20 protein-coding genes are annotated in these 21,899 nt (G+C 60.2%); 9 read left to right on the forward strand and 11 right to left on the reverse strand.

Annotated features, from left to right (window positions below):
• Window positions 1–26: 26 nt before the first annotated feature.
• The 8 genes from AC1RLZ_RS06935 to AC1RLZ_RS06970 all read right to left on the reverse strand — a co-directional run bounded on the left by AC1RLZ_RS06935 (window position 27) and on the right by AC1RLZ_RS06970 (window position 8,407).
• Window positions 27–629, reverse strand: coding sequence for an RBBP9/YdeN family alpha/beta hydrolase (locus AC1RLZ_RS06935; RefSeq protein WP_493188038.1), 603 nt, complete (start codon window positions 627–629; stop codon window positions 27–29).
• A 65-nt stretch (window positions 630–694) separates the two neighbouring features.
• Window positions 695–2,086, reverse strand: coding sequence for an LLM class flavin-dependent oxidoreductase (locus tag AC1RLZ_RS06940; protein ID WP_493188039.1), 1,392 nt, complete (start codon window positions 2,084–2,086; stop codon window positions 695–697).
• A 59-nt stretch (window positions 2,087–2,145) separates the two neighbouring features.
• Window positions 2,146–3,306, reverse strand: coding sequence for an FMNH2-dependent alkanesulfonate monooxygenase (ssuD, locus tag AC1RLZ_RS06945; protein ID WP_493188040.1), 1,161 nt, complete (start codon window positions 3,304–3,306; stop codon window positions 2,146–2,148).
• Complete coding sequence (locus tag AC1RLZ_RS06950) at window positions 3,303–4,274, reverse strand: sulfonate ABC transporter substrate-binding protein (RefSeq protein ID WP_493188041.1); 972 nt, start codon at window positions 4,272–4,274, stop codon at window positions 3,303–3,305. The genes ssuD and AC1RLZ_RS06950 overlap by 4 nt, the downstream gene beginning before the upstream one ends.
• 552 nt (window positions 4,275–4,826) lie before the next feature.
• On the reverse strand, window positions 4,827–5,585 hold the full coding sequence (locus AC1RLZ_RS06955) for a GntR family transcriptional regulator (protein WP_493188042.1): 759 nt from the start codon (window positions 5,583–5,585) through the stop codon (window positions 4,827–4,829).
• On the reverse strand, window positions 5,557–6,546 hold the full coding sequence (locus tag AC1RLZ_RS06960) for a Gfo/Idh/MocA family protein (protein WP_493188043.1): 990 nt from the start codon (window positions 6,544–6,546) through the stop codon (window positions 5,557–5,559). Before AC1RLZ_RS06960 ends, AC1RLZ_RS06955 begins: the two co-directional genes overlap by 29 nt.
• Window positions 6,546–7,424, reverse strand: coding sequence for an NAD(P)-dependent oxidoreductase (locus AC1RLZ_RS06965; RefSeq protein WP_493188044.1), 879 nt, complete (start codon window positions 7,422–7,424; stop codon window positions 6,546–6,548). The genes AC1RLZ_RS06960 and AC1RLZ_RS06965 overlap by 1 nt, the downstream gene beginning before the upstream one ends.
• Window positions 7,425–7,441: 17 nt before the next feature.
• Window positions 7,442–8,407, reverse strand: coding sequence for a Bug family tripartite tricarboxylate transporter substrate binding protein (locus AC1RLZ_RS06970; protein WP_493188045.1), 966 nt, complete (start codon window positions 8,405–8,407; stop codon window positions 7,442–7,444).
• Between the two features lie 149 nt (window positions 8,408–8,556).
• Here AC1RLZ_RS06970 and AC1RLZ_RS06975 point away from each other — a divergent pair, with 149 nt between their 5' ends.
• Both AC1RLZ_RS06975 and AC1RLZ_RS06980 read left to right on the forward strand, forming a co-directional pair.
• Entirely contained in the window at window positions 8,557–8,958 is a 402-nt protein-coding gene (locus AC1RLZ_RS06975; RefSeq protein WP_493188046.1) for a carboxymuconolactone decarboxylase family protein, read from the forward strand.
• 129 nt (window positions 8,959–9,087) lie between these two features.
• Window positions 9,088–9,978 carry an amidohydrolase family protein gene (locus AC1RLZ_RS06980; RefSeq protein ID WP_493188047.1) on the forward strand — a complete coding sequence of 297 codons (891 nt, stop codon included), beginning with the start codon at window positions 9,088–9,090 and terminating at the stop codon, window positions 9,976–9,978.
• On the opposite strand, the gene AC1RLZ_RS06985 is transcribed toward AC1RLZ_RS06980, so the two are convergent.
• A complete protein-coding gene (locus AC1RLZ_RS06985) occupies window positions 9,909–10,475 on the reverse strand; it encodes a TolC family protein (protein WP_493188048.1) in 567 nt (188 codons plus the stop codon). The genes AC1RLZ_RS06980 and AC1RLZ_RS06985 overlap by 70 nt on opposite strands.
• 172 nt (window positions 10,476–10,647) lie before the next feature.
• Window positions 10,648–11,442: an IclR family transcriptional regulator gene (locus tag AC1RLZ_RS06990; RefSeq protein ID WP_493188049.1), complete on the reverse strand. Its 795-nt coding sequence runs from the start codon at window positions 11,440–11,442 to the stop codon at window positions 10,648–10,650.
• 702 nt (window positions 11,443–12,144) lie between these two features.
• Between AC1RLZ_RS06990 and gtdA the strand changes: the two genes are divergently transcribed.
• From gtdA to mdlC, 6 genes are all read left to right on the forward strand, one after another.
• Window positions 12,145–13,194 carry a gentisate 1,2-dioxygenase gene (gtdA, locus tag AC1RLZ_RS06995; RefSeq protein WP_493188050.1) on the forward strand — a complete coding sequence of 350 codons (1,050 nt, stop codon included), beginning with the start codon at window positions 12,145–12,147 and terminating at the stop codon, window positions 13,192–13,194.
• 152 nt (window positions 13,195–13,346) lie between these two features.
• Window positions 13,347–14,042 (forward strand): fumarylacetoacetate hydrolase family protein, encoded by a 696-nt coding sequence (locus AC1RLZ_RS07000; RefSeq protein ID WP_493188051.1) that lies wholly within the window; start codon window positions 13,347–13,349, stop codon window positions 14,040–14,042.
• Window positions 14,039–14,719: a maleylacetoacetate isomerase gene (gene maiA, locus AC1RLZ_RS07005; RefSeq protein WP_493188052.1), complete on the forward strand. Its 681-nt coding sequence runs from the start codon at window positions 14,039–14,041 to the stop codon at window positions 14,717–14,719. The genes AC1RLZ_RS07000 and maiA overlap by 4 nt, the downstream gene beginning before the upstream one ends.
• A 77-nt stretch (window positions 14,720–14,796) precedes the next feature.
• Window positions 14,797–16,263 (forward strand): aldehyde dehydrogenase family protein, encoded by a 1,467-nt coding sequence (locus AC1RLZ_RS07010; protein ID WP_493188053.1) that lies wholly within the window; start codon window positions 14,797–14,799, stop codon window positions 16,261–16,263.
• 156 nt (window positions 16,264–16,419) lie between these two features.
• Window positions 16,420–17,772 carry an MFS transporter gene (locus AC1RLZ_RS07015; RefSeq protein WP_493188054.1) on the forward strand — a complete coding sequence of 451 codons (1,353 nt, stop codon included), beginning with the start codon at window positions 16,420–16,422 and terminating at the stop codon, window positions 17,770–17,772.
• Between the two features lies 1 nt (window position 17,773).
• Window positions 17,774–19,384, forward strand: coding sequence for a benzoylformate decarboxylase (mdlC, locus tag AC1RLZ_RS07020; RefSeq protein ID WP_493188055.1), 1,611 nt, complete (start codon window positions 17,774–17,776; stop codon window positions 19,382–19,384).
• A gap of 154 nt (window positions 19,385–19,538) precedes the next feature.
• Here the strand turns inward: mdlC and AC1RLZ_RS07025 are convergent, their stop codons facing one another.
• Window positions 19,539–20,447: a LysR family transcriptional regulator gene (locus AC1RLZ_RS07025; protein WP_493188056.1), complete on the reverse strand. Its 909-nt coding sequence runs from the start codon at window positions 20,445–20,447 to the stop codon at window positions 19,539–19,541.
• On the opposite strand from AC1RLZ_RS07025, the gene AC1RLZ_RS07030 reads away from it, so the two are divergent.
• Window positions 20,346–21,821, forward strand: coding sequence for an alpha-hydroxy-acid oxidizing protein (locus AC1RLZ_RS07030; protein ID WP_493188057.1), 1,476 nt, complete (start codon window positions 20,346–20,348; stop codon window positions 21,819–21,821). The two genes, AC1RLZ_RS07025 and AC1RLZ_RS07030, sit on opposite strands and share 102 nt — an antisense overlap.
• Window positions 21,822–21,899 lie beyond the last annotated feature (78 nt).

Consider the following 21,899-nt stretch of genomic DNA (forward strand, 5'->3'; position numbering starts at 1 on the left):
GGAACGACAAGACGGCTTGAAATATTCTACATCGTCGGCACCCGCTTGCCGGTCGTGCGGTTTCGGGGCGGCCGTGGTGGGCGTTGTGCCGTCTCGGCTTTCTCTGCCAGCGCATCGACCAGGTGGTGCGCGGCCGGCCACCAGCCATAGCCCGACGCGATATTGATGTGGCCGGCATCGCCCATATTGACGAAGTCCGAGCCCCAGCTCTCGGCCAGCATGCGCGCCCGCTGCAGCGACATGAAGGGATCGTTGCTGCTGGCGACGACGATGCTCGGAAACGGCAGGGATGTCGTCGGCATCGGTGCAAAGTTGCGCAATTGCGGGAATGCATCGGTGTTCGTTTCCACATCGGCCGGCGCGACCAGAAGTGCGCCGCCGATCTTGATGTCCGGCACCCGCAGCACCGCATGGGCAATGAGGATACAGCCGAGACTGTGGGCGACCGCGATCGCGCCGGGATTGGCATCCGCGCTCGACAGAAGTCGCTCCACCCAGCGATCGAGCACAGGCGCGTCCCAGTCGTCCTGCTCGACGCGGCGCGCAAACGGCGTATGGCTCTGCAACAGGGTCTGCCAGTGGCCGTCAGGTGATCCGTGAAGGCCCGGAATGATCAGAGCGCCTCGCATGCGTCGATCCTCTGCTGTTTTGGTGCCAGCCCGAGCAGAAGGCCGACGTCGAATCGTTCGGGTTGTTACTCCGCGGCGATAGCGGATGGCAGCGCGGGGCGGAACGAGGAGGCTGGATGCGGCGCCTGCAGGCGTGCCCGACCGGCACCGAACAGTTTTTCGCGAAGTGTGCCGGGCGCGTAGACACTCTTGTAGATGCCGCGCCGGGTTAGTTCCGGCACCAGGAGATCGACGACGTCCTCGAAGCTTCCCGGCGAAATCGCGAAGGCGAGGTTCAGGCCATCGACGTCGGTCTGGGCGACCCAGTCCTCGATGGCGTCAGCCACCTGCCCCGGCGTTCCGACCACGATTGGCCCGATGCCGCCGATGCCGACATGCTCGGCGACTTCGCGTACCGTCCAGGTACGATCGGGATCGGCCCGGGTGATGTTGTCCATTGCCGTGCGGCCGGCCTCGTTGTGGACGTGCTCCACCTTCTGGTCGAGATCATAGGTCGAGAAATCGACGCCGGTCCAGCCGGACATCAGCGTCAGAGCCCCCTCATGGTTGATATAGCGGCGATATTCTGCGTGTTTCGCGGCGGCTTCCTCTTTGGTGCGGCCGAGGATCACCGTCATCATGCTGAACATCAGGACTTCCGCCGGATCGCGCCCGGTCTCTGCCGTAAGCGCGCGGATCGCAGCGACGCGCGGCGCGATGACCTTTGCGGACGGACCGGACATGAACACGCATTCGGCGTGCTGGGCTGCAAACAACTTACCGCGCAGCGACGTTCCGGCCTGATACAGCACCGGCGTTCGCTGCGGTGACGGCTCGGAGAGATGGATAGCGTCGAGCGCATAGTTCTCGCCATAATGCTGGACGCGGTGAACACGCGACGGCTCGGTGAAGATGCCGCGCGCCTTGTCGCGCTGCACGGCGTCGTCTTCCCAGCTGCCTTCCCACAGCTTGTAGACGACCTCCATGTATTCTTCGGCGACATTGTAGCGGTCGTCATGGGCATTCTGGCCGGCCTTGCCCATGCCCTTGGCGGCGCTGTCGAGATAGCCGGTGACGATATTCCAGCCGATGCGGCCATCGGTGAGGTGATCGAGGGTCGACATCCGGCGGGCGAATGGATAGGGCGGCTCGTAGGACAGCGTACAGGTCACGCCGAAGCCGAGATTCTCGGTGACGGCAGCCATCGCCGACACCAGCAGCAACGGGTCGTTCACCGGTACCTGGGCGGCATTGCGCAATGCCGCGTCCGGATTGCCGCCGAACACGTCATAGACGCCGAGCACATCCGCAAGGAACAGTCCGTCGAACCGTCCGCGTTCCAGCGTCCGCGCGAGATCGAGCCAGTAGGGCAGGCGATTGTAGTCGCTGGAGCGATCGTCGGGATGCGTCCACAGGCCGGGCGACTGGTGCGACACGCAGTTCATGGCGAATGCGTTGAGGCGAATCTGCTTGGTCACGTGGTGTCCTCCAGATGCGGCGGCGTCGTTACGCCGCTGGGATCAAGTCCGGCAGCGCGTCAAGCTTTTGCGGTCGTCCGGCGGTGATCTGCGAGTGGCTCTCCGAACGGGCCGGTATTGGCGCGGAACTGCCGGACATTATCGGTCCGTTGCAGCGACAACAGCGGGAACACCAGTTCGGCAAACCGGTAGGCCTCTTCGAGATGCGGATAGCCGGACAGGATGAACGTATCGATGCCGAGGTCCTGATATTCGCGGATGCGTGCGGCGACCGTGGCGGGATCACCCACCAGCGCTGTGCCGGCGCCGCCGCGCACCAGGCCAACGCCGGCCCACAGATTCGGGCTGACCTCGAGCCGGTCGCGCCGGCCGCCGTGCAATTGCGACATGCGCTGCTGGCCGACGGAATCCATTCGCCCGAGAATTTGCTGCGCAGATGCGATCGTGTCGTCGGTGAGATGCTCGATCAGTTCGTCGGCGGCCTTCCATGCCGCCTCGTTGGTATGGCGGACGATGACATGCAGCCGAATGCCGAACGTGATCTTGCGGCCGCGCTGCTCGGCGATCCCGCGCACGCGTGCGATCTTCTCTGCGACCTGCGCCGGCGGCTCGCCCCAGGTCAGGTATTTGTCGACGGTATCGACCGCGACGTCGATGCCGGCATCGGACGAACCGCCAAAATAGAACGGCGGATGGGGCGTCTGAATCGGCGGGTAGAGAATGCGGCCATCTTCGACCGTGATGTGCTTGCCCGCCACAGTAACGGCTTCGCCGGCGAGCTCCCGACCGTAAACATTGAGAAATTCCCGGGTGACTTCATAGCGCTCGTCGTGATCGAGGAAAACGCCATCGCCCTTGTTCTCGACGGCGTCGCCGCCCGTCACGATGTTGATGAGCAACCGTCCATTGGTCAGGCGATCCAGCGTGGCGGTCATGCGCGCCGCCACCGTGGGCGACTGCAGTCCGGGCCGCACCGCAACGAGATAACGCAATCGTTCCGTCCACGGCGCGATGGCCGATGCGATGATCCAGGAATCTTCGCAATTGCGCCCGGTCGGGAGCAGGGCCCCGTAATAGCCGAGCTTGTCCGCGGCGCGCGCAATCTGCCGCAGATAATCGAAATCGACCTCGCGTGCGCCGGCCGTGGTTCCGAGATAGTGGCCGTCGCCGCTGGTCGGCAGGAACCAGAGAATCTTGAGCGCGTCGTCGGCCGCGGTCATGGTGCAGGTGTCCCGGCGGCGTCGGCTACGGCGATGGCTTTGGGGATCAGTCCGAGCGCGAGAAACGTATCGGCCAGTTGCTGCTGCTCGGCGATGACCTTGCGATCGATCGGTTTGATCCCGTAGGCCTGCCGCTTGAGCGCAACCTCCAGCACCGGAGCCGGCAGGCCGACCGAGGGGCTGAGCTGTTCGGCCACAGCCTTGATGTCTGTCTTGGCCCAGTCGTCGACTTCCCGCAGGCCTTCCAGAATCGCATCGACCACTTTGGGATCGGATTCCAGGAATTTCTGCGACGACAGATAGAACTGGTAGTTCGAAACCGTATCGGTGCCGTCGGCGAGAACCGTCGCCTCGATCGCAGCTTCAGCGGCGGCCTGGAACGGATCCCAGATCACCCAGGCATCGACCGCGCCGCGCTCGAACGCTGCGCGCGCATCAGCCGGCGCCAGGAACACCGGCGTGATGTCGGAATATTTGACGTTCGCTTTCTCCAGCGCCTTGACGAGGAGATAGTGAACGTTGGAGCCCTTGTTGAGCGCAACCTTCTTGCCCTTCAGCTCGGCGACCGATTTGATCGAACTGCCTTTCGGCACCAGGATCGCTTCGCCCTTCGGCGCCGGTGGCTCATAGGCGACATAGCGGATCGGCGCGCCGGCGGCCTGCGCGAAGATCGGCGGTGCCTCGCCGGTATTGCCGAAATCCAGCGCGCCGACATTGATCGCTTCCAGCAGAGCGGGGCCTGCCGAGAACTCCGTCCACTTGACGCTCCAGCCGAGTGCCTTCAGGCGCGGCTCCAGGCTGCCTTTGCTCTTCAGCAGAACCAGCTTGCCGTATTTCTGAAAGCCAATCCGGACGATCTTCTCCTGCGCCTGTGCTGATCCGGAACCGATCAACGCGGGAGCGGAGACGACAGCCACACCGAGACCCATGGCGATGACGGCTTTCAAGATCATTCGTCTGGCATGCATTGTCGTTGTCCTGCATTGGGGCGTGAAAGGCGTCATCACTGATGACGCATTAGAGTCCCAAGCAGGCGATCTGGGGAATTCCAAAAACCGGCACGATCATGGGTTGATCGCTCTGCGCAATGCCGCCATCCGGAGAACGTTGTGCCTCCGATGCACCGGCTGCCCCTCCGACCGGAAAGCGGTGCCCCTGCGATGCGGAGCAGCGGGCCGACGCCGCCAATGCTGAGCGCTCACGCCGCTATACTTAGGACAAACAGGAGGCGTCGTGTCGGTGGTTGCCTATGATTCTGGGCACCATTGAGCTTCCAAATATTCATTTTAGAATAAAATCAGTAAAATCAGCAACTTGGCGCTACCCGCCTGATGCAGAAGGCCGATGCAAATGCTCCTTGCAATGAGTCGCCTCTGGAAGCATCCAGACAGTGGTGTCTACTGGCTCCGTGAGGGTGTCCCAGAAGACTTGTACGAGCTTGTCGGCAAGCGCGCCGTCGCGCGAAGTTGAAAGCCTGCATCACGGCAGTGCTGTTACAGACAATAGGCGGCCAGCCTCCGTTAGATTCGTGGGCGAAGCGAACGCTGCATGTCCATTGAATAAGTGTAGCGACCTTCCGGGTGGGTGGTGACCGTGACTTCAAATAGTTCGTCTTTCTGTCCATAGTAGCGTCGAACCATGGTGAGAGCCGGAGACCCTGCTTTTACTTGGAGAGGTTTTGCGAGCCTCGCTGGCATCGCGCGTGCGAATATCTCCAGTTGGGCGTATTCGATTGTCTGGCCAAACATTTTTGCAATCTGCTCATGAACCGGTGTCCGGCCATGATCACGCCGTTCAAGCACGCCGGCGAACTTGCGCAGCACATAGATCTCTGTCCAGCCTAACGGCGCCGCAAATTCGTCGGATCGACGCATGGCCTCGATCAAAAACCAGTTTTTCCCAATTTCGCATTTCAAAACGGCCGCGAGCTTGCGATCTGCAGTGACATCGCCGCTGCGCACCACTTCGCGATAAGTTTCATTGGAATAGCGAAGCCATTCCGTAAGAGATTTGACGCTGTGAGTGAAGAGTACCGGTGGCTCGGCAGCGATGACAACCGAACCAAAACCTGCGCGGCGAACGATCAGCCCCTGTTCCGAAACAAGGCGCAGCGCTTCGCGGACCGTCTGGCGGCTCGCGGAGAAGCGAGCCATGAGCTCCGTCTCGATGGGAAGCATATCACCGACGGCATAGGTGCCGAGGCGAATCTCTTTTTGTATCTCCGTAGCAATCTCGCGATAGCGCGACGATTTACGGGCGTTCTGGCTCTTGGCGATCACAGGTAATGGTCTCTCCGAGCTTGATCGATTTCAGGCCGGCCTCAAAAGCAGACAGCGTTGCCAGCACATCCGAATCCGGTACTGGAAATGGCGATCCTGTTTCAATCATATCTGCAAACGCATCAAGCTCTGCGCGCAGGACGTAGATCGCTGGAAAGACCCGCAATTGCGGCGAGCGGCCGCTGTCGCGAAGGATGAGCGTCGTCTCGTCCAGCACCTCGGCGGATCCTTTTGTCCCGAATATGTGTATCCGCCAGAAAAGCGGGGTTGCCCTTACTGTGGCGAGGGTGCCGGTCACCCCATTCTCGAATTCCAGCATCAATATTGTGGTATCGAGCGGGGGCGGTCCTTGCTCACGGGATGTGAACTTCGCGTGGACGGTTCTAACCGGGCCCAGCAGGCTGACAAAGGCATCAAGGGCGTGCAGGCCTGCTCCGGTCAATCCGCCGCCCGGCGATTCCTCCGGCGAAAGCCTCCACCCAGTGGTGACGTTTTGCGAGTTTTCGTTGCTGTTGTGGCCTTCGATGTGAAGAAGCGTTCCGAGTTCGCCGCTGGCAACGATGTCCCGGAGCGCCTGCATGGCTGGCCAGAACCGACGGTTGTGACCCACGGCCAGTGGAACGCCGGCACTGCGGCAGGCGTGGAACATGGCCCTTGCGTCTGCGTAGCGCAACGCCAAAGGCTTCTCGCAGAACACGCTTTTCCGAGCTGCTGCACATGCAATTACCTGCGCGGGATGCATCGAATGTGGGGTCGCTAACAGGATCGCAGTGATTGTTTCATCGGCAAGCACAGCGCTCAGGTCATCGGAGAGCGAGAGCCGGTGCTTGGCACAGAAATCTTGTGCTTCGCCCATCATTGGCTCGACAGCCCGGCGAATGTTGAGGCGGCCGTGGTCGACGGCTGCTTCAACAAGGTTTCGGCCCCACCGGCCCAGGCCGACAATTGCCGCATCGATCATCAGGAATCCTTCCCATCCATTTGCCGTCGGATTGCCTCTATCACCGAAGCGCTGTCGCTGTCCGCGCCGGAAAGCAGAATGGCTTTGCGAAGAAGCGAAGCCTGCGCTGTTGTAATTGGAAGCTCCAGGTCGTGCCGGTCGGCCTCCTTGAGAATCAGCTCGGCATCTTTCAAGGTTTGGGAAATTCGCGATTGCGGGCGGTAGTCTCGCGTCAGCATTTTTTCGCCCTTGGTATCCATCACTTTTGAATAGGCCGCCGATGCCCGCGCAGTGCGGAGAAATGCGTGGCCATCGAGGCCCATGTGTTCCGCGAGAACGATGCCCTCCGCCAACGCGGCTCTGTTACCCTGCAGGATCAAATTGATAGCGAGTTTAGCGCGATTGGCGTCCCCGATGTTTCCCGCAAGGACAGAATGTGGGCAAAGAATATCGATGATATTCCGGACGGACCTGATGGCCGCCGCGTCACCGGCAATCAGGCAGGTTGCCATCCCGGCACGCAATTCGCTGCTGGTCCCTGAGACCGGCATTTCGACGAAGGCCGATCCGATCGCACCGGCTCGTTCGGCGATCCGCACAATTTCCGCAGGACTGCAAGTCGTTGTGCAGATCACAACCGGCCGGTCATTTTCGTCAAGGCCTCCAAGAGCCTCCAAGGTCGTTTCGACCTGCGCTGCATCATAAACGGCGAGGAGGAGCGTGCGGCACCGACCCACAACCTCGTGTGCAGAAGCTGCAACCGATACGCCGGTCTCCTGCAGGGCGTTGCCGCGGGTCGGATCGCAATCGTAGCCGAGCACGCCGTAACCAGCCTCCACGAGCCGTTCGGCCATGGCTGAGCCCATTAAGCCAAGTCCAATTATTCCAATGGGTATCATCTCAGAGAAGTGCCTGATTACTTGGGTTCAATGCCTGCAGCCCGGGCATCTGCTGTCCACCGCGTGATTTCGCTGGCGATGAAAGCTCCGAATTCGGATGGTGGCATGGCGGAAACGGTCACGCCGACTCTTTCGAGCTTTGCGCGCGTGGTGGGCATCGACAGGAACCTCACGCTTTCTGCATGGATCTTTTCGACGATTGCGGTCGGCGTACCTGCCGGAGCGAGCAATCCGTACCAGATCGTGGCCTCGAAACCGGGCATCGCTTCGGCGAGCGGCGGAAGGCCGGGCGTGAGCTCGTTGGGCCCTGGCGAAGTGACGCCAATCCCCCGCAGCGTGCCGCCCTGCATCTGGGGGATGGCCAGTGAGAAGTCCGCAAACGCCAGATCGATGATGCCGCCCATAACGTCAGTGATGGCTTGGGGGACGCCTCTGTAGGAAGCCGCGACCACTGACATGCGCCCCCGGGTTTGCAACTGCGCGATCGATATTTGTGACGCGCCCGAGCCATATCCTGCCGTCATGTTTGGATGCGCGCGTGCATAATCCATGAACTGCGAAAGATTCCTCGCAGGAAAATCGGGTCTTACAACAAGCACCATTGCTGTCGTCACCGTCCGAATGATTGGTGTGAAGTCCTTGATCGGATCGTATGGAAGGTTTTTCAACATCGCGACGTTTGCTGCCTGCGTCGTATTCGTACCCATCAGCAGCGTGTAGCCATCCGGTGCACTGCGCGCGACCTCCTGTGCACCGATGCTGCCCAAGGCCCCCGTCCTGTTTTCAATGACGACGTTCTGGCCCCAAGTATCCTGCAGATGTTGTCCCAGCATGCGCGCCACCTGATCGGGTCCCGCGCCGGCGGGGAAGGGAACGATCAACCTGATCTGCCTCTTGGGATAGTCTTCGTCAGCAGCCCTTGCTGCGGAGCCCGGCGCTCCGGCGAATATCAGGAAAGCGAGCACTAGCAACCGCATCTTCATCCGACTTCCTCCGCGTACCGGAATCTCTTTTCGAACTCCTAGGAATACTTTATACGGACAAATGTGATCGATAGGCAAGCAGCTGCTTCAAAAACCCGGATTCGGGCTAGTCACCTGGTTTAAAATAACCGTACAAATAGGAGCGGGCCGTGGAAATCAGTGAATTGTATGCGCGGGGGCTGCAACGGCGTAAGGCGCTGTTCGGGGACGCCGACGTTGAAGAGCGGATGTCTGCGGCCGGAGAGTTTGGCGCTCCGCTCCAGAACATTATCAACTCCTATGTCTACGGCGACGTCTGGGAGCGGACGGGTCTCTCAAACGAAATCCGCAGCCTCATCATGCTGGCCATCACGGCCGCGAGCAATAAACCTGCGGAATTCCGTGTTCATGCGAAAGGCGCTCTGGCGAACGGATGTTCCCGAGAACAGATCCAGGACCTGCTTTTGCTCATCGCCATGTATTGTGGCGTTCCGGCCGCGATAGAGACCAATCGTATTGCCGCAGAAATATTCGGCCAGAGTTCTCCACCGGACGTCACGGAAACTACCTGAGAGACAACTTCGACCGAGCGAGAACTGCGGAAGCGGGGTCCCTCGGCTTCTTGGACAGTCTGGTCAGCTCAGAACTTCGGTTGACGACCGCATTCATTCCAAAAAGGCTTTTTCAATCTGGAGCGAGCAATGAAAGCAATCCCGACAGTCGATGGGCATCATCACATCTGGCGATTGAAGGATCTCAGCTGGCTGTCAGGTCCCAAGGTCGCAAGAATCTTCGGGCCTTACGAGCCCATCTGCAGGGATTATTCGATCGAAGAGTTTCGCAACGATGCTGCCGGCTCCAACGTCGTGAAATCCATCTATGTTCAGACCAACTGGCCCGCAGGGCAGAGCTACGACGAGGCTCTCTGGGTGCAGTCCGTGTCAGACGCCACAGGATGGCCACACGCCAATGTGGCCTATGCCGATCTTGCGGAGCCCGATGTCGGACAATTGCTGCGGCAGTTGAAGAAGCTTCCGGCCGTCCGCGGCATCAGGCAGCAACTGCACTGGCACGAAAATCCACAATACTGTTTCGCGCCGCGAGCGAACCAGATGAACGATGCCGATTGGCGCCGCGGGTTGTCCATGCTTGCAGAGCTGGATTTGCTGTTCGAGTTGCAGATTTTCACCAGCCAGATGACGGACGGTGCCAATCTAGCGAGGTCATATCCGGAGACGACATTTGTGCTGGAGCATGCGGGGATGCTTGAAGATACGTCGGTGACAGGCCGGCAGCGTTGGCGTGCCGGCATGATGGCCTTGGCCGAGTGCAAGAACGTCAGCGTGAAGCTTTCGGGCCTGGGCACTTTTGACCATGCCTATCGTTTTGAGACGATTGCGCCGATCATAATGGAAGCCGTTGCCATCTTTGGCGCAGAGCGCTGTCTGTACGGCAGCAATTTTCCGATCGAAAAGCTCTGGACGGACTATACGACTCTCTATCGGACTTTCAGAAAGGCTATTCAGCCACTGACCGAGAGCCAACAATTGAGTATCCTGCATGACACCGCGACGCGCCTATACAAGATCTGACGTAATTCATTTGAGATGGAACGAGATTGACCAGTCTCTGACGACGAACGCGCCAAGACAAGATCAGGCGGGGGTGCCTTGTTAGACCAGACATGCTTTCTCTTTCGATCGACGGGGCGTCCTCTCATTTGCCTCACAGTTCTTCCCCTGGCCGCCGACGCGTTGTCTCTCTTTTGAGGCAAGCGCGGCTGCCGAGCGGTGCGGGCATCTATCATCATTGCGGCTGGGGTCCACCCGCCTCCGAGAGCCTGAAACAGGCTTGTCGCGACGAGCAACTTTGTTAATCGTGCCTGCACCAGCGTGTTCCCGGCAGCGAAGAGCGTTTGCTGCGTCTGCAGAACAGTGATGAGATTGACGGTGCCGCCGCGCAACTGAGTTTCGACGACATCGAATACCGTCCGGGAATTGGTCACGGCCTCGGTTTGCAGCTGTTCCTGTAGAGTAAATTGCTTGAGAGCAACCAGCGCTTTCTCGGCATCGGCGAATGCGGAAAGCACCGCCTTGCGCCGATGATATAGTCGTGATGATCCATTCTGATGTTGCTATGCGATGGATGCATTCGGATTCGTGATTCATGAGGTCTGGATGCGGGCGCGGAAGCCTCAGATCGGACGGTCAATCTCAGCGTCAAGCTCCGAGAGGTCTTGAATGAGTATGGAAGAGCCGATTCTAGCGATGAGGCGCAGTGCTGCCAAATTCTGCAGAGATCCTTGCGCAGCTTGAGCACAGCTGCTCGACGAACCGTCCGGCAGGATCCGTTATTGTGACGTCCGCTCCTGTTACAGTGATTGCGCAGGCCAATTCATTCTGAAAATCAAACACAGGCGCGCAAATGGCTGCGAGGCCCGGTATCAATAACCCGCCCACCGCTGCAAATCCCTGCGCGCGTGTCGCTTCGACCCGCGACGCAAGCTCGTCTCGATCGATGGGAAGAGCATGTGCCGCCAATTCGCGCTCCACAACGGGCGACGTGATGCTTGGGTTAGAGAAGGCGAGATATACCAAACCTGTCGCCGATCGGGTCAATGGCAGGACCGAGCCCAGGCGCACCGTTGAGATGACAGGCGAGGGCCCCTGCTCGAGACGGACGACGACGGGCCCCCAGTCACCCCACACATTCAAGTGAACGGAAAGGCCGAGTTCGCGAGCGAGTTTCTCGGTGGCGCGGCCAGCCGCCTGGATGATGTCCGACTGCCCGATCGCTGCGAGACCAAGTCTCAGCGCCAAAGGTCCCAAATTGTATCGCCCGTTGTCATCCTGCCGCGCGATACCGATCCGAACGAGGCTCGCCATGTAACGATGCGCCTTGCTCGGGGGCATACCTGCTAAAGCGCTTAGTTGCTTCAGTGCAGTATCCTTCGGCGCGGTGCAAAGCACATCGATGAGCTGTCCTGCGATCTCAACCGACTGAATGCCTCTGCTCTCGGACTCGTTGTCCTCGCTAATGAAGTCATCGTCTGACAATTCATTCTCCTGATCCGCCAATGCGGTTCGCATCGTGCCAAATGACACGGCTATGAGGTGACTGCGCGTCTTGCCAGCCGAGCGGGCGTCCCGCTGAACGGCTGGATAGCGCCGATGGTCCTCAACGTTAGCGCTACACCACCATTTGTCCGCCGCCGCGCTGCCGCGAGATGTTGGTTGGCCTCGTTGATCGGAATTCAATCATTCACTATCGGACAACGAATACACATTGGTTAATTGAGATGCGGCGGAGCTGATGCGTTGTACTTTGGTGAAGTTAGATCGCCTAGGGAATTTGCACATCTTCGTGGGCGATCGATTCAAGGATCAACCTTCAGCGACGCTGCCGCTGCTGGTTGCCTGAGCCGCATCTCATTTTCGAGGGTAAGTCCGACGGTGAATTTGTGCGGCTGAGTTCTTGAGTCGCCCGTCGACTCGCAGCGGGCGCGTCCGGCTACGCGCGCCCGCTCGGACGGCTGACCGATATTCGGCGCAGGAATTGATGCCTTTGGCGTTCAGGGGCATTTGGCCAGGTGCAAAGCCCATCAGTGAATCGCCCATGACGTCCAATCCATTGGAACCTGAGACTGCTCGCATCGTCGTCAGCAGAGATAATTCACCGCTAGACAAAAGGTTTCCCTCGATATATGTCCCATTGGAAAATAGATTATACATTAGTGAATTATAAGGGAGGTATATACCGTGACATCTCCAGTCCGCGGACTTGCTCCGAAAAACTCCGACTTCCGCCTGCGGCTCGCCGAGGCAGGGGTGACGCCATTGTGGGATGTGATGGCGACGCTCGTGACCGAGCGGCCTCAACCGCAAGAGCGTGCTGTCCACTGGTCGTACGATGGTCTCAGGCCTCTGCTGTTGGAGGCGGGCCAGGCTGTTAGCGCCGAGCAGGCAGAACGGCGCGTGCTGATCCTGGAAAATCCCGGCCTGCCGGAGGGGCGGCGCGCAACCAACTCCCTTTATGCAGGACTCCAGCTTGTGCTGCCCGGCGAGATCGCGCCGGTGCATCGTCACAGCCAGTCCGCGCTTCGCTTCATCCTTGAAAGCTCTGGCGCCTACACCGCTGTGGATGGCGAAAAGGTGGTCATGAGCCCCTTCGATCTCGTTCTGACGCCAAGCATGCGATGGCACGAGCACGGCAACGAGACCGATGCTCCGGCAGTTTGGCTGGACGGGCTGGATATTCCAACGGTGCTCCATTTCAATTCCGGCTTCGCCGAGCGTGACCCGCATGAAGGGGCGCCGGCTTTCATTCCCGTGGGCGATAGTTCGCGTCGATACGGTCGAAACCTGCGGCCGGTCCGCGGGACGACTGCCGATCGCAACGTCCGCAATCACCCGCTGTTCCACTATCCCTATGCAGAGTGGCGCGAGGCGCTAGAGGACACGGCATTGAATTCCGCGCCCGATCCGCATGTCGGTTGCCGGATGGAGTTCATCAATCCGTTCACAGCCGGCCCCGTGCTGCCGACGATTTCCGCATTCGTTCAACGTGTTCCTGCGGGTATGTCGACGCGGCGTCTTAGGTCCACGGACGGAACCGTTTGGGTTGTCGTCGAAGGGCAGGGCAAAATGTCGGTTGGCGATAGCGTCTACGACCTCGCTATCCGCGATTTGATCGTGGCTCCCTCATGGCAACCGGTGCATTTCGAGGCGACGACCGACCTCATCCTGTTCGCCTATTCGGATAGGGGTGCACAGGAAAAGCTCGACCTCTGGCAAGAGAGGAAGGAATGACCCTGCCAGCGAAGGCGCGCCTACGTGCCGACCAGGTCCTTCCCCTGCCAAATTTCCCGTAGCCCAAACGCCAGCTGCTTACGCTGCGCGCAGTCGCCAACCGATGCTCTGCAGCATTCGGCGCTGCCGCTCTTCCAAATCGGAGCTGATAAATGAATCACAGTCTTGATAATGTATGGCCGGCCCCTCTTGTCGAAATTCAGGGCGGCGAAAGAGTGGCGCTGGGCCGTATCTTTTGCGTCGGTCGCAACTACGAGGCGCATGCGCGGGAGATGGGCAAGGATCCGGATCGGGATCCTCCGTTCTTCTTCACCAAATGGGCGGAGACGGCGGTTATCGGCGGAGGTGAGATCGCCTATCCAGCTGCAACCGAAAATTTTCATTACGAGGTCGAACTGGTCGCGCTCATCGGCGAGCCCGCATTTCGTGTGACGGCGAACAAGGCGTTGGATTGCGTGCGCGCCTATGCCGTAGGCTTGGACATGACCCGTCGCGACCTGCAGCTGAAGGCGCGTGGCGAAGGCCGACCGTGGGACACGGGCAAGAACTTCGAGCAATCGGCCCCCTTGGGAACGTTTCATCGGGTCTCCGATGTGGGGCACCTCGACCGCGGGAGCATCCGGCTCACGGTCAACGGTGAAGTCAAGCAAGAGGCTGACCTCTCCGACATGATATGGTCCGTTCCGGAGATACTGCATTTTCTGTCCGAACTCTATCCGCTCCGGCCAGGTGATGTCGTCATGACGGGTACGCCGGCTGGTGTCGGGCCGGTTGTGCCTGGAGATCGGCTGTTCGCGACGATTGACGGTTTGTCCTCGCTCGACGTGACGATCGGTGCACGTATATGAGTTCGCCGTCCGCGGTCGATGTGAGTGACGCCTCACTCTACAACTGGCCTTACTCCTCCGCGTCCTATCGCGTTCGCATTGCGCTTGCTCTGAAGGGGCTGCGGCCAGAGCGGATCATTGACATCAATTTGCGCAACGGTGAACAACAACAGCCTCAGTATATGGCTGTGGCGCCGCAAGGTCTCGTTCCGGCTCTGCGTTTTGCCGACGTGACGCTCACCCAATCGCTCGCGATCATGGAATGGCTCGAGGAAGTTTCTTCCGAGCCCCCGCTTCTGCCGAAAGATCCACTCGCAAGGGCGCGTGTGCGTGCATTCGCACTCACCATTGCGTGCGACATTCACCCCATCAACAATCCACGTGTTCTGAACTACCTCCGTCAAGAATTCGCGCGGGATGAACCGGACATCACCAAATGGTACAGGCATTGGGTCGAGGCCGGCCTTGCTGCCTGTGAGCGGCTGGTAACGGAGGCACGCAATCCAACAGATATTTTCTGTTTCGGAACGGTACCAACGATCGCCGACATCTGTCTGGTGCCGCAACTCTACAATGCGCGGCGATTCCAATGCGATCTTTCATCCTGCCCGACGCTCGTGGCCATAGACGAGGCGGCCTCACAGGTCCCCGCCTTCGCCGCAGCACATCCGGAGCAGAATCCAGCACTGACGGTGTAGGGGCGGCGCGACCCTGCCCCCAAGCCAATCGACGCACAACACACGAAGCGAGAATGCTCGCCAGAGGGAGGTATCGCATGACACATAGCGAAGTTGCTCGTCACTGGATCGGTGCCGAATGGGTCGACTCTCCGTACCATCGCCAAAGCATTAATCCCGCCACCGGTGAGGTTATCGGCGTCTACGCCGACGGTGGGGTTGCCGAGGCCGGCGCGGCCATTGCTGCTGCGCGCACCGCGTTCATAGATACGACATGGAGGAAAGACAGAGCGTTACGTTCCCGCGTCCTCAATGAACTTGCAGATTTGTTCGAGACTCATTTTCAGGAATTGAGTCGTCTGCTCACGCTCGAAAACGGCAAGGTCCGCGGCGAAGCAGATTTCGAGATGTCGCTCGTCGCGCCCAAGCTGCGCTACTATGCGGCTTTGGCGCTTACCGACGCAGGAAGGGCGCTTCAGGCTCGGCCGGGTCGTTTCTCGATCGTCCTGCGCGAGCCAGCCGGTGTGGCTGGGCTGATCGTGCCATGGAACTCCCCCGTCATCCTACTCGTGCGATCGCTCGCCCCGGCTTTAGCCGCGGGGGCGACCGCCGTCGTCAAAATGCCGGCCCAAACCGCTCAGGTGAACGCCAAGATCGCCGAGGTGATCGCTCAGGCACCGTCACTACCGACCGGTGTCGTCAACATTTTCACGGAACACGGTAGCGAGGGCGCGCGACTGATCGTCGAGTCGCCCGATGTGCCGGTCATCAGCTTCACGGGCAGCACTGCAACGGGGCGGATGATCAGCGCCGCGGCCGCAAAGCAGCTCAAGGCCGTCGGGAATGAGCTGGGCGGAAAGACGCCCATCGTCGTCTTCGACGATGCCGACGTGAACGCATTGCTACCCGTTCTCGAGAAAGCAGTCACCGTGTTCGCGGGGCAATTTTGTATGACGGGGAGCCGTCTGCTCGTTCAGCGCGGGATTGCCGACAAGGTCAGAGACGGGATCTCTGCGCGGCTCGAACGGGTCCGCGTAGGACCTGGAAGCGACCCTGCAAGTGATATGGGGCCAATGATCGACAAGCAGAACGTCGAGCGGGTCGACAACATCGTGAGGGATGCGATTGCCTCGGGTGCACGGAGTATCGTGCGAGGCGGCCCCGTGAGCGATGGACCTCTCGCCGGCGGGGCGTTCTACCGGCCGACGCTCCTGGAAGTCAGCGGGAACATGCCGATCGTCGCGCAGGAAGTCTTCGGGCCGGTTCTGGTGATGCAGGTATTCGATACCGAAGCCGAGGCAATTCAGCTGGCGAATGCCACCGAGTATGGCCTCGCTGCCAGCGTTTGGTCGCGCGACGCGGACCGACCACTGCGGGTCGCTTCCGAAATCGATGCGGGCACCGTCTGGATCAATGAATGGGCTTCGGTTCTCGACGAGTTCGAGGAAGGCGGATTCAAGCAAAGCGGCATCGGCCGCTTGAATGGCCTTGCTGCACTCGAACTATTCCTCGAATCAAAACACATCACTCAGAACGTCTCCGGCCGAATTTCCGAACAGATCTAGTACGGCGCCGAAAAAACGCATGCCGTTTTCCAGACGGCATCATGCTCTAACGCTTTTGACTCGATCACGTTCATGCTTTCGGATCACTACAATCCAAAAGCATGAATGCGATCGAGGCGAGGAGTAGAAAAAAAGAAAGATTGGGAGGACTCGTCAATGACACGTACGGTCGATATTAATCCGGTCATCGATCAAGCCGCGATACGATTGATCCACATCCAAGTACTTGCGATCAATATTCTCGTCGCCTTAGTCGACGGCTTCGACAATCAGGCGCTTGCTTTCACTGCTCCCGCGATAGCTGCGGATTGGGGCATATCCATCATCTCCTTCGCGCCAGCATTCAGCAGCGGACTTGCGGGCATGATGTTCGGGTCGCTCATGTTCGGTGAAATCGCCGATCGGCTGGGGCGACGGTTCGTTTTCGTGTGGGCAACTGCTCTTTTCGGATGCGTGACACTAATCACGCCGATGGCGGAAACAGTCACGCAACTGCTGGTGCTTCGGTTCGTGGCCGGCCTTGGCCTGGGCGGTCTTCCGACGGTGATGGCTTCGCTCGTGAGCGAATACGCGCCCAAACATCGTCGCGCGACGTTTGGCAACTGGGCGTTTATCGGGATACCCGGCGGCGGCTTCCTTGGTGGGCTGCTGGCGTCTTACCTCATTCCCAATTTCGGTTGGCAGAGCGTCTATTGGCTCGGCGGAGCCAGCGCTCTTTGCGTCGCGGCCGTTGCCGCGTTCGCAATGCCGGAGTCGCTCGCATTCCTCTTGCGCAAAAAAGGCGATCAGGGTCGTGCGCGTGCGATCTTGTCGAAGGTTGCCCCGGAGCATGTGATCGAGCGTGACAGCGTGCTGATCGCGGGTCCTGACGAGACTGTCAAGACCTCGATCGTCGGTGTCTTTCGTGACGGCCGCGCCGTCATGACGGTGCTGTTCTGGATCTCCGAGATCATTCTGCTGATGGGCTTCTATTTCCTCGTCAACTGGATTCCCAGTCTGCTGGCACGTAGCGGTTTGTCCATGCAAACGGCGGTTCTGGGATCGGCGGTACTCAACATCGGCGGTATTCTTTTTGGTCTTTTCATTGGACGGCTCTGCGATGGCTTTGGTGCTCGACGGATTGTGAGCGCAACATTTCTGCTCGGGGCGGCGTCCTTGTTCCTCGCGACACACGCTGGCGGTAACGTCGCAATTCTCATGTCGGCGATTTTCCTCGCGGGCGGCGCTTGGATCGCCGGGCAATCAGCAATCGTGGTGCTGATCGCCAATAATTATCCGACGACTGTCCGCTCCATTGCGGTCGGCTGGGCTCTCACAGTCGGTCGAATCGGCGCCATCGCGAGTCCCGCGATCGTGGCTGTTCCTCTTGGCTGGGGCTGGGAGGCGAAAGACATCCTGCTGTTGCCGGTCCTCCCGGCCATCGTTGGGGCAATCCTGGTGCATTTCGCCAGACCCTACGGCCGCCGGAAGGACCTGCCCGAACTTGCTGTAACCCCTGGTTATCGATGAAATGAACATGCACCAGAACAACAGAAAGCCTGCGTCGGTCACCGTCAGGCAGGCCACCATCGATCTATTGCGTGCGCTTGATATGACGACCGTCTTCGGAAATCCCGGATCGACGGAGCTCGCCTTCCTTCACGACTGGCCTGATGACTTCCGCTATATTTTGGCGCTGCAGGAAGCGTCGGTCGTCGGAATGGCGGATGGCTATGCCCAGGCGACCGGACGCGCCGCTTTCGTCAATCTTCATTCGGCGGCGGGTGTCGGCAACGCGCTCGGCAACATCTTCACGGCCTATCGCAATCAGACGCCCTTGGTCATCACGGCCGGTCAGCAGGCGCGCAGCCTGCTCAACCTTGATCCCTATCTCGGTGCCGACCGCGCCACGGAGTTCCCGCGCCCCTACGTCAAATGGAGTTGTGAGCCGGCCAGGGCGGAGGACGTGCCTGCGGCAATTGCCGAAGCCTATTACATGGCGATGCAAAAGCCGTGCGGGCCAACCTTCGTGTCGATTCCCGCCGACGACTGGTCCTGCTCGACCTTTCCGGTGGCGCCCCGCAAGGTCGCTCGGGCTTTTGCACCAGACCCGGCTCTCCTTGCCGAACTAGCCGCGGCCATCAACGGGAGCGAACGGCCGGTGTTCGTCGTGGGACCCGCCATCGATCGTGACGGCGCGTTCGAACTCGCAGTGGCTTTGGCCGAGCGGGTCAATGCTCCGGTCTGGGAAGCGCCGACAGCGAGTCGCGCCAACTTCCCGGAAGACCATCCGCTCTTCGCGGGCTTTCTGCCCGCGATCCCTGAGAAATTATCGCAGATCCTCGAAGCCTACGACCTGATCGTCGTCCTGGGCGCACCGGTGTTCACCTTTCATGTGCCTGGCGACGCCAATGTGTTTCGCTCGGATGTACCGATCTATCAGATCGTAGACGATGCTTTCGCGGCGGCCCGGGCGCCGAGTGCGACGAGCATCCTCGGCACGATGAAGTTGTCCCTTTCGGCGTTGCTTGATCTGCTTCTACCAAGCTCGCGCCCGCGCACTCCTGTGAGGCCGGCGCCGCCCGCGGTCGCGGCTCGCGATCCGATCCCGATCGAGTTCGTGATGCAGTCCCTGTCGCAAGTCGTCCCGGCTGAAACCATCATTGTCGAAGAGGCACCGTCTCATCGCCCGGCCATGCAGCGATTTCTGCCGATACGACGGAGTGGTGGCTTTTATACGATGGCGAGCGGCGGCCTCGGTTACGGCCTGCCTGCTGCCGTGGGCATAGCGCTCGCCAAGGGTCGCCGCGTGATCTGCCTGATCGGTGATGGCTCCGCCATGTACTCGGTGCAAGCCTTATGGACCGCCGTCCAGCAAGCGCTGCCGCTCACGGTCGTTGTTCTTAATAATCGGGGCTATGGCGCCATGCGTGCTTTCAGCAAGATCATGCAGAGCAAGTATCCGCCCGGCATCGATGTACCGGGAATAGATTTCACCACTCTCGCCGCGGCATTCGGCGGTGAGGGGACGCGCGTAACTCGAGCGGAGGATTTGCCGAACGCATTAGCCGCGTCTCTCAGGCATGACGGCCCGCATCTCGTCGAGATCATTGTGGATCCGGATACTGGCGCGGTCTACTGACCGGAGTGAATCAAATTGACCCGGATCGTAGCCGACTGCTGCCCGTCGCCGCGTGGCGGGTACGCCCGGAGCAGAACAATGTAGGTAACGGCGCTGCCCGGCGTCGCGCTCAACAGATTCGCCGGGAGCATGGTGCGGGACTACGCGTGGCCGACTACGGCTGGATCAATGCGGCCTCTTGGGAAATGCGCTTTATCAGCCAGCATGCAGCAGGACCGGGCACTTTCTGGGCGCGGTGAACCGCGTACAGGGGATATGGTCGCTTGCGCCACTCGGCCAACGGCAGCGGGACCAGCCGCCCCGCCCGAATATCGTCGTCCACCGCAGCGGCAGGCATGTTGCCCCATCCGACTCCGGCCAGGAGCAAGGCATGCTTGACGCTCAGATCGGAAACACGCCAGGTGTCGGCGGCAAGAACAGCGAAGTCGCGCCCTTCCGACAGGCGAGAGCGATCGGCCAGGACCAGTTGGGTATGCTTGCGAGCCATCGCGCTGGGAATGGCATCGACACTTTGCGCTAGTGAATGCGATGGCGCTGCAACCGGGATGAGCGACGTCGATCCTATGCAGCACTGGTCCAGCCCATCGACCGCGTAGAACAACGGCCCGCTGATCCCGATCGTGCACGTGCCGTCGAGGACGCGTGTGGCAACGCCTCCGAGCGTTTCGACATGGAGCCGCAACCCGACAGCGGGGAAGTTCGCGTGAAAGTCGGCAAGAGACCCGACCAGCAGCTGCATTGGCATCATGACGTCAACCACAAGGGCAATTTCTGCCTCAAGTCCGGACTGCAGGCCGTTTATGCGAGCGCATAGCTGGTCCATTCCCGCGGCTATCGTGCGAGCGTTCGCCAGAACGGCCCGTCCGGCATCCGTGAGTGTTGGACGACGCGTGGTGCGATCGAACAGCGGAACGCCACCAAGTTGATCTTCGAGATTTGAAATTGTGTAGCTGATGACGGATTGACGACGATTCAGTCGCCGGGCAGCTGCAGAGAATCCGCCTTCTTCGACAACCGCGATGAAGACCTTCAATTGCTCGAACGTGGGGGGCGCCGCTGGCATATCGATGATGTTGATCGTTACGATTTAACTTATGTGCCTTCCGCGCAAAGTATCTTCGACGTAGGTGTCGAGGCAACGGTCTGGCGTATCGATGACAAGAAAATGAACGAATACGCCGAACTTTCTGCTGGAGCAAAGACAATGAGCCTTTCGAGACGTCGCCTTTTCGAAACGACGGTTGGACTTGGCGCTGCGGCGCTTACTATGCATCCGCGCTCCGTCTTGGCCCAAAATGCTGCAACATCTTCCAAGCCAGCTTTGGCCTCGCCGACTTATCGCGCCAGTACTGAAGATCATCCGGTTTCGATCATCAACCTCGATTTGCTGGAGCAGCAGGCGCAGGGGAAATTGACTGAATTCGCCTATGCATTCGTATCGGGAGGCGCCGGCGACGAATGGACGCTCCGGGAAAACCGCCGCGCCTTTGAAGACTTTCCGATCATGCCCCGGATGCTGTCCGGCGTTGACGCAAAGTCGGTCGATCTCAAGACCAGGCTTCTTGATGTCGATCTGCCGTTTCCCATTATCGTCGCGCCGATGGGGGTGCACGGGGTTGTTCACGAGCAAGGCGAGGTGGCCACGGCAGCCGGGGCAGGTGCGGCCGGCACGCTCTACCAATGCTCGGGCGCCTCAAACCGAACGATGGAGGAGATCGCGCGAGCGACGTCGGGACCGAAGTGGTTTCAGATCTACTTCAACCGCGACGTCGGGGTGACGCGGTCCCTGCTGCAGCGGGCGCGGCAAGCAGGCTTCACCGCAATTATCCTGACCGTGGATGCCACCGGCCCCGGGCGCAGTGAGCGCGTCGCCCGGATAGGCGGACGGTTCCCGGACAGCCTCACCTTCGGCAATCATGATCCCCGCTTCGGCGGCACAGGCAATTTCTACAACCAGAAGAAAAATGTCACCTGGGACGACATCGCCTTCTGCCGGGACGTCTCGGGCTTGCCCGTGGTGGTCAAAGGCATCTTGCGGCCTGACGATGCGGTCCAGGCCGTCAAAGCGGGCGCGGTCGCCATTCAGGTCTCGAACCACGGTGCTCGCCAGCTCGACGGACTCCCGGCGAGCGTGACGGCGCTACCCGCAATAGCAGACGCGCTGGGCGGACAGACACCAATCATTTTCGATAGCGGCATCCGAAGAGGCGTCGAAATATTTCGCGCGCTCGCGCTCGGAGCGACCGCTGTCGCCATCGGGCGTCCGGTCCTCTATGGCCTCGGACTTGGCGGCTCCGCAGGGGTCAAGAGCGTCATTGATTTTCTTGGCGATGAACTGAAGGGCGCGATGGTATTCGCCGGCGCCAAAAGCATCGCCGCAATCGATCGCGGCAGTGTCGCTCTTTCGCGTTCGGCTTCCGCTTCGCGTCGAGGCTAGCCGAACAGCGGGTGAATGCAATCGTTCCTCGGACCGGATGAGAAACCACGGCCTCCCGCCGTGAGCGATCGGCTGTCC

The sequence above is a fragment of the Tardiphaga sp. GW822-FHT04G09 genome, assembly GCF_058800725.1.